The organism is Albidovulum sp. (assembly GCF_041919395.1).
In the GTDB taxonomy this organism is placed as follows: Bacteria; Pseudomonadota; Alphaproteobacteria; order Rhodobacterales; family Rhodobacteraceae; genus Albidovulum.
In genome coordinates this window covers 1-7,926 of sequence record NZ_JAYRTX010000093.1, presented here as the reverse complement: position 1 = coordinate 7,926, position 7,926 = coordinate 1, and the positions used below count along the sequence as shown (strand labels likewise).

The 7,926-nt window shown below is 69.5% G+C and carries 9 protein-coding genes; 3 read left to right on the top strand and 6 right to left on the bottom strand.

All coding sequences use genetic code 11. The annotated features are described in order from the left end of the window. Nucleotides 1-200: 200 nt before the first annotated feature. The 4 genes from ACMUOO_RS13935 to ACMUOO_RS13920 all read right to left on the bottom strand — a co-directional run bounded on the left by ACMUOO_RS13935 (nt 201) and on the right by ACMUOO_RS13920 (nt 4,250). On the bottom strand, nt 201-1,223 hold the full coding sequence (locus ACMUOO_RS13935; protein ID WP_301918377.1) for an aspartate-semialdehyde dehydrogenase: 1,023 nt from the start codon (nt 1,221-1,223) through the stop codon (nt 201-203). A gap of 102 nt (nt 1,224-1,325) precedes the next feature. Continuing rightward, complete coding sequence (locus ACMUOO_RS13930) at nt 1,326-1,958, bottom strand: glycosyltransferase family 29 protein (protein ID WP_301918376.1); 633 nt, start codon at nt 1,956-1,958, stop codon at nt 1,326-1,328. Next, nucleotides 1,955-3,019, bottom strand: a complete 1,065-nt coding sequence (locus ACMUOO_RS13925; RefSeq protein WP_301918375.1) for a glycosyltransferase family 4 protein — start codon at nt 3,017-3,019, stop codon at nt 1,955-1,957. Before ACMUOO_RS13925 ends, ACMUOO_RS13930 begins: the two co-directional genes overlap by 4 nt. A 52-nt stretch (nt 3,020-3,071) precedes the next feature. After that, entirely contained in the window at nt 3,072-4,250 is a 1,179-nt protein-coding gene (locus tag ACMUOO_RS13920; RefSeq protein WP_301918374.1) for an MFS transporter, read from the bottom strand. Between the two features lie 110 nt (nt 4,251-4,360). Here ACMUOO_RS13920 and ade point away from each other — a divergent pair, with 110 nt between their 5' ends. Further along, the gene (ade, locus tag ACMUOO_RS13915) at nt 4,361-6,058 is read left to right on the top strand and encodes an adenine deaminase (RefSeq protein ID WP_301918373.1); all 1,698 of its coding nucleotides are present in this window, start codon (nt 4,361-4,363) and stop codon (nt 6,056-6,058) included. Nucleotides 6,059-6,140: 82 nt separating this feature from the next. On the opposite strand, the gene ACMUOO_RS13910 is transcribed toward ade, so the two are convergent. Together ACMUOO_RS13910 and ACMUOO_RS13905 are read right to left on the bottom strand one after the other, a co-directional pair. Continuing rightward, nucleotides 6,141-6,281, bottom strand: a complete 141-nt coding sequence (locus ACMUOO_RS13910) for a hypothetical protein (RefSeq protein WP_301918372.1) — start codon at nt 6,279-6,281, stop codon at nt 6,141-6,143. 19 nt (nt 6,282-6,300) lie between these two features. After that, a complete protein-coding gene (locus tag ACMUOO_RS13905) occupies nt 6,301-6,810 on the bottom strand; it encodes a DUF2478 domain-containing protein (RefSeq protein WP_301918371.1) in 510 nt (169 codons plus the stop codon). A 75-nt stretch (nt 6,811-6,885) separates the two neighbouring features. Here ACMUOO_RS13905 and ACMUOO_RS13900 point away from each other — a divergent pair, with 75 nt between their 5' ends. Both ACMUOO_RS13900 and mobA read left to right on the top strand, forming a co-directional pair. Further along, nucleotides 6,886-7,344: a GNAT family acetyltransferase gene (locus ACMUOO_RS13900; protein WP_301918370.1), complete on the top strand. Its 459-nt coding sequence runs from the start codon at nt 6,886-6,888 to the stop codon at nt 7,342-7,344. Beyond that, nucleotides 7,334-7,926: molybdenum cofactor guanylyltransferase MobA (mobA, locus tag ACMUOO_RS13895; RefSeq protein ID WP_413855579.1), on the top strand; the 593-nt coding region annotated here is incomplete at its 3' end. The genes ACMUOO_RS13900 and mobA, both read left to right, overlap by 11 nt.

Here is a 7,926-nt window from a genome sequence, read left to right as displayed (position 1 = left end):
GCGCTCCGGGCGTTCGCGGGGAAAACGGTCCACCGGACCGTTTTCTTTTCCCGCCTCTCCCGGCCCTCCGCTCGCGCTCCGGGCGTTCGCGGGGAAAACGGTCCACCGGACCGTTTTCTTTTCCCGCCTCTCCCGGCCCTCCGCTCGCGCTCCGGGCGTTCGCGGGGAAAACGGTCCACCGGACCGTTTTCTTTTCCCGCTCACCCCTTCTTCAGGCAGCGGTTGCCGAGCACTTCGGCGATCTGAACGGCGTTCAGCGCGGCGCCCTTCCGCAGGTTGTCGGAGACGCACCAGAGGTTCAGGCCGTTCTCGATGGTTGAATCCTGACGGATGCGGCTGACGAAGGTCGCATAGTCGCCGACGCACTCGATCGGAGTGACGTAGCCGCCCGGCTCGCGCTTGTCGACGACCATCACGCCCGGCGCCTCGCGCAGGATGTCGCGCGCCTCGTCCTCGTCGAGGAACTCCTCGAACTCGATGTTGATCGCCTCGGAGTGGCCGACGAAGACCGGCACGCGGACACAGGTCGCGGTGACCTTCACCTTGGGGTCGAGGATCTTCTTGGTCTCGGCCACCATCTTCCACTCTTCCTTGGTGGAACCGTCCTCCATGAAGACGTCGATGTGCGGGATCACGTTGAAGGCGATCTGCTTGGTGAACTTCTTCGGCGGCACTTCCGAGACCGGGTTGTAGATCGACTTCGTCTGGTCCCAGAGTTCGTCGATTCCGGCCTTGCCCGCGCCCGAAACCGACTGGTACGTCGAGACCACGACGCGCTTGATCTTGGCACGGTCATGCAGGGGCTTCAGGGCCACCACCATCTGCGCGGTGGAGCAGTTGGGGTTGGCGATGATGTTCCGGGCCTTGTACTTCTCAACCGCCTCGGGGTTCACCTCGGGAACCACCAGCGGGATTTCCGGGTCGTAGCGGTAGAGCGAGGAGTTGTCGATCACGACACAGCCCGCGGCCGCGGCCTTTGGCGCGTAGATCCTCGTCGCCTCCGAGCCCACGGCGAAAAGCGCGATGTCCCAGCCCCTGAAGTCGAACGCGTCGAGGTCCTTGGTCTTCAGGGTCTTGTCGCCGAACGAAACCTCGGTGCCGAGCGACCTGCGCGAGGCAAGTGCCACGATCTCGTCGACGGGGAACTCCCTCTCGGCGAGGATGTTCAGCATTTCGCGACCCACGTTCCCCGTGGCGCCGGCGACAACGACCTTGTAGCCCATCTGGGGTCTCCTAAAGTTCAGGACGAAGCCCCTTATCCGATTGCGCGGATCAGATAAAGGGGCGCCGATTCTGCGGTGCAGAAATGTTGCCCGTGCACAAGCTCATCCGGAACGTGGCGCGCCGACGTGCACGATGCGCGGATCGCGCGCGCCAAGTGCCTTCGCGAAGCGCGCCTCGGTGGCGAAATCGTGCGGCACCTGGTCGGCCCGGCGCGAACCCGTCAGCGAGAGCGAGGCGAAGAAGTCGAAGCCGTGGAGCCTCAGCTCGGCCAGTCCGCTCTCCGCCAGAAGCTCGATCATCATGAGCCCGGTGGTCGGAGGCGCGCCAAGCGCCGCTTTCAATGCGAGCCAGTCCGCCCGGGGATGCAGGTAGAATCCCGGCGAGGACGCGACCCGCCAGGACAGGCGCTTGCGCTTGTGGCTCATCCAGAGAAGGCGGCGGGGCTTCAGGCGATCAAGGTCGACCGAGCCTATCGAGGTGGCGAGCGCGAGCCAGTCGGTGCGTGTTCCATGGGTGCGCGAGGCGGGCATGGGCGCGCGATTGATGCGGATGACGATGTCGGCCCGGTCGATCTCCGCCCCCTCGGCCCGTTCGGTGAGCGAGCGCGCGTTGCCCACGAGCGCCACGCGCTTGCCTTCCAGTGCCGCGAGAAGTTCCGCCTTCGGGCATGAGAGCCGTGAGAGCGGCGCCTCCAGCCGCAGTGTCCGGGCGAGGAGGAAACCCGCGCGGTTCACCAGCGCTCCCCCGCGAGAAGCCGCCGATAGACGGCGACGAGCGCGGCGGCCTCGGCGTCGAGGCGGAAGCGGCTCCGCACTCGCTCCAGCGCCGCCCGGCCGGCCCGGTTCCGCCGGGCGGCGTCATCGAGCAAGGCCGCGATGGCGCTGGCCAGTGCCGGCACGTCGCCGGGCGGGACGAGGCTGCCCGTATCTTCCGTCACGATCTCCTCGAAGGCGCCGACGCGGGTTGCCACGACCGGCACACCGCAGGCCATGGCTTCGAGCGGGGTAAGCCCGAACCCTTCCCACCTCTGCGGCGCGACATAGAGGTCGAGCGCGCGATACCAGTCGGCGATGTCGTGCACCGGAACCTCGGGCATGAAGCGGATGCGATCCGCGAGCCCGGCGGCGGCGGCACGCGCCTTCAACTCGCCGAGGAACGCCTCATGCCCCTCGGTAGCGCGCCCCATGACGAGCGCGGTCATGCCCGGCCTGTCCTGCAAGAGGTCGATGGCAGCGTCCACGAAGGCATCGGTTCCCTTCTGCGCACGGATGCGGCCGAAGCAGCCGAGGATCACGTCGACCTCGGGCAGACCGAGCCGCCGCCGCAGAGCGGCGCGGTCGACGGGCGGGGAAAAGCCCTCCGTGTCGATGCCGTGGTGGATCACCTCTGCGCGGCGTTCGAGGTAGCGCGCACTGCGCGCCGATGTGGCGATCAGTCCATCCATGCGGGCGATGAGCCAGCGGGTGTAGCCGGTGTGCCTGCGCTGCGAGGCGGAGGTGAAGAGAAGCGCGAGCCGTCGCCGGAAGAGCCCGCGCAGGACCAGGCCAAGCGCCATCTCCGTATTGCGCCGCGCATGCCAGACCCTCAGCCGGTTGCGCGGCATCACGAACATCCGCCAAAGGGGCAGATGCGGCACATGAGGCGGAAGACCCGGCCCGGTCGCGACAATCCCGATCGTCCGCGCCTGCAGCGGCACGAGCCGCACCACCGTCGCCGTCACGCCGGACAGGCGCCGCTTCAGGTTCGGCGCGATCACCTCGATCGCGCGGAGGTCCGGGGTTCCGTCGGGGGACATGCACGCTCCTTCCCCCGCGATGGTTAGCCGAAGGGCGAAGGCTCTGCCAGCCTCAGGCGTCGCGGCTGAAGAGGTAGAGCGCGAGACCGGCAAGAAGCGGCACAAGGAAGAAGAGGAAAAGCGCCGTGAAGGGCGCCTCGGGGGAAGGCGCACCGACGGAGGCGGCGCGATGTAACCTGCCTGAGGCGAACTGCAGCACGCCGGCCCCGCCGATCCCGAACATGTTGAGGAGCGTGACACCCCGGCCGAGGAGATGTGGCGGCAGGAAAGCCCGCCCGTGCGCCATGATCGCCGGGAAGGAAGACCCCGCAAGCCCGAGCGCGGCAAGAAGCGCCGCCGCCGTCCAGATCCCCGACGCGGGCCAGAGGGCGAGCGCGGCAAGGCAGAGCGCCGCCGCGGCGTTGCCCACGAAGACCCCCCATTTCTTCGTGCCTAAAAGGCGGTCCAGTGGACCGTAGGCGAAGTTCCCGGCGACCATCGCCAGCGCCATCAGGAGCGTCACCCGGCCGATCGTCGTGCCGTCGGCGCCGAAAACCTCGGCAAGGTAGGGACCGGCCCAGAGCCCGCGGATCGCCGCCGCCGGCGCATAGGCCACGGCCATGATCGGGAGGATCGCCCAGAGCCCGGGGATGCGCAGGAGATCAAGCACAGAGCCCCGGCCCGCCTCGGGCGCCTCAACCCGGTCCGGGTCTCGCACGAAGAGGCCGAGCGTGAACGCGACGAGTAACGTCACCGCCGCAAGACCGAGGAGCGTCGGCCGCCAGCCCGCCGCGGCGACGAGGGCCGCAAGGGGTGCGGCACCGGCGATGTTCCCAAGCGAGCCCACACCGATTATGGCCCCCGCGAGCGTGCCGAAAACGGCGGGCGAATAGATCCGCGCGAAGATGTAATAGGACGCCATGAGCACCGGCGAACAGCCGACGCCGATGAGCGCCATGGCGAGATGGATCGCCCCCGGCCCCTCGGCGAGCGCGAAGACGAGCGCCCCGCCGCCGCCGCCGACGCCGAGGAGCGTCGAGACCGTGAGCCGCGGGCCGATACGGTCGAGTGCTGCGCCCACCGGCATCTGCATCAGCGCGAAGGTGATGAACCATATCCCCGACGACAGCGCGAGGTCTGCCGGTGTCGCGCCGATCTCCGCCCCGAGCGTGGGCGCAAGCACCGCGAGAAACGCGCGGTAGAACTGGCTCAGGACATAGCCCGCCACGAGAAATGCAATTCCGGTCCGCATGGATCCTCCGCGCCGGACCGTGAGATATCTCTGCGGGGGTTGCAAGAGCGGGCGTTGATCTTGGCCGCGCCCTCGGGGACACTGTGTCCGAACCGCCGGGGAGCACACCCATGACCGACCTCGAAGCGCGCATCGCGCAAGGCCGTGGCGATACGCCGGCCGATCTCGTGCTTCGCGGCGGCAGGGTCCTCGATGTGGTGACCGGGGCGCTGGTCGCGGGCGACGTGGCCATTGCCGGCGACACCATCGTCGGCATCGGCGCCGTCTACGAGGGGCGCGAGGTGATCGACGTGACGGGCCTGACGCTCGTCCCCGGTTTGATCGACACGCACCTGCACATCGAAAGCTCGCTCGTCACGCCCTTCGAATTCGACCGCTGCGTCACCCCGCGCGGAATCACCACGGCGATCTGCGATCCGCACGAGATCGCCAATGTCATCGGCCTTGACGGCATCCGCTGGTTCCAGGAGGCGAGCCGCCACACATTGATGGACCTGCGCGTGCAGCTTTCGTCCTGCGTGCCCTCGACGCACATGGAAACGGCGGGTGCGCGGATCGACGCGGAAGACCTGGCAGCGGTCATGGGCCATCCCTCGGGCATCGGGCTGGCGGAATTCATGAACTACCCCGGCGTGATCCACCGCGATCCGGGCTGCATGGCGAAGCTCAGGCTCTTCGCGGGCGGCCATGTCGACGGCCATTGCCCGCAACTCACGGGCCGCGACCTCAACGCCTACATCGCCGCCGGCATCCGCACCGAGCACGAGGCGACGACCGCCGCCGAGGCGCGCGAGAAACTCCAGAAGGGGATGCGTGTCCTGATCCGCGAAGGTTCGGTGTCGAAGGACCTGAACGCGCTTGCACCGGTTCTGACCGACGTGACCTCGGCCTACATGTGCCTGTGCACCGACGACCGCAATCCGCTGGACATCGCCGAGCACGGGCATCTCGACTACATGATCCGGACGCTCATCGCCAGGGGATGTTCGCCGCTCGCCGTCTACCGTGCCGCGAGCCTTTCGGCGGCCGAGGCCTTCGGCCTGAAGGATCGCGGCCAGATCGCGCCGGGCAAGCGCGCCGACATCGTCGCCGTCGACAGTCTGGAGGACTGCCATGCCCGGCTCGTCCTCTGCGCCGGACGGCTGGCCGACGCCGCCGCCTTTGCCGCGCGCCCGACGCTCCCGCCGGTCGGGCGCCATTCGGTCAGGGCGCCGAAGGTCCGGCCGGAGGATTTCCGCGCCCGCGCCAACCGGACCGAGACGGACGTGATCGGCATCCTCGAGGGCAAGATCATCACCGAGCACCTGCGCGAGGGGATCCCGGTGCAGGACGGCGACAAGCGCCCCGACCCGGCACGCGACCTGATGCGCATCGCGGTGATCGAACGGCACGGGAAGAACGGCAACATCGCCACCGGCTTCGTGAGGGGATTCGGGATGCGGGCCGGCGCCATCGCCTCCACCGTCTGCCACGATCACCACAACATCGCCGTCGTCGGTGCCGACTACGCCGACATGGCACTGGCGGCGAACCGGATGGCGGAAATCGAGGGCGGCTTCGTCGTGGCGCGCGGCGGCGAGGTGCTGGCGGAACTCGGCCTGCCGGTGGCGGGGCTGATGAGCCTCGATCCGTTCGAGACGGTGCGCGACCGGCTCGTCGCGCTGCGCGCCGCCGCGAGAAGCCTTGGCGTCGTGCTGGAGGAACCCTTCCTCCAGCTCGCCTTCCTCGCCCTGCCGGTGATCCCGGCGCTGAAGATCACCGACCGCGGCATGGTCGACGTGGAAAGGTTCGAGATCATCGCGGGGTAGCGGTCGGGACGGCGGGATCGGGCGGGAAAGGGCGAGGCACTGCCTCGCCCCGCCCGTGTTGCGTGTTCCCCCTGTAGACCTCTCAGCCCACGAGGAATGTCCAGCCGCTGCGCTTCAGCAGCCGTTTCGACCAAGCCACCGCGGAAAGGCGCGCCCAGACCAGCGCGATGAGCGCGGGCGAGGACCACAGCGCAAGGGCGAACAGAATCTCGACGTCGGTCATCCCGGGGTCCGGTTCGGGATCAGTCCGGGGTGACGGCGACCGCTTCGCGGCACCAGTCGAACAGCCGCGCGGCATCGGCGGGCAGGCATTCGCCCATATCGCCGGCGAAGGCGTGAAAGGCTTCGGCGTATTCCGCACCCACCGCCGTCAGCACCGCCACGCCCTCGCCCAGCGCCCGGCCGATCAGCGGGCGGAAGCCGCGGCCCTCGGCCTCCTGCCGTCCGAAGCGGTTGAGCAGCAGCACCCTCGGCGCACCGGTGTCGAGCGCGGCCGCCACCAGCCCCGCCGCCTCCTCGAGCGATGCGGCATTGAGCCGGCAGCCGGCGGAGCCGGGGCCGAGCGACTGGCTGATGCGGATCACGCGGTCGGTGCCGATGACCCGCAGGTCCATGTCGTCGGGCTGGCCGTCGCTGCGGGCGGTGTTGCGCTGGATCGCGCCGGCGAAGGCGATGCCCGCGTCATCCAGCCGACGCGCGAGATCGGCCAGGCAGCGGTCGGCTCCGGCCTCCGCGATGATGTAGCCGAGCATGGCCCCTCCCCTTGAATCCGTCCCCTTCGGAATACAGGATGCCGGCCAGGTCGCAAAGCCGTATGGAAGGGCACGATGACGCACGGATTCCGCCCCCTGGGCGAGGACGAGATCGACGCGGTCATCGCGCTCTGGGACCGCGCCGGCATGACGCGGCCCTGGAACCAGCCGCGCGCGGACATCGAGGCGATCCGCGCCAACCCGAAGTCGGCGCTTCTGGTCGCCTGCGCGGATGGCGTCCCGGTTGCGAGCGTCGTGGTCGAGGACGGCGGCCACCGCGCCTGGGTCTATTACCTCTGCGCCGATCCGGCGCGGCGCGGCGAAGGCTGGGGCAGCAGGGCCATGGCGGCAGCGGAGGACTGGGCGCGGGCGCACGGGCACACCAAGCTCCAGCTTCTCGTCCGCCGCTCGAACGCGCCCGTCATGGGTTTCTACGAGCACCTCGGGTACGAGGAGAACGCGGTGGCCGTCCTGCAGAAATGGCTCGACCCCGAGCGCGAGCGCGCCTTCCGCGAGAACCCCGATGCCCACTGATCCACCCTGCGTGATCCTTGCTGGCGGTCAGGCGCGGCGGATGGGCGGAGGCGACAAGGGCCTCCTGCCGCTCGGCTCCGGTCGCGTCATCGACCACGTCATCGCCCGCCTTGCCCCGCAGTGCGGCGCTCTTGCCATCAACGCGAACGGCGATCCTGCGCGCTTCGCGGACTTCGGCCTGCCGGTGCTGGCCGATCCGGTGCCGGGGCAACCCGGGCCGCTCGCCGGCATCCTCGCGGCAATGGACTGGGCGGCCGGGCACGGGGCCGGGGTGGTCGTCACCGCGGCGTCCGACACCCCCTTCCTGCCGCGCGATCTCGTCGCGCGTCTCGCCACCGCGGCGACCGGTGGCGGGGCCGTGGCCGAAGGGCCGGACGAGGCAGGGCGGGTGCGCGCACATCCGACGTTCGGACTCTGGCCAGTCGCGCTGAGGGATCGGCTTGCGGAAATGCTGGCCGAGGGCGAACGTCGCGTCGGGGTCTGGGCGACGGTCGCCGGCGCCGGCAGGGCGTGCTTTCCGGCAGACCCGGTCGACCCCTTCTTCAACGTCAACACGCCCGAGGACCTTGCCACGGCGGAGCG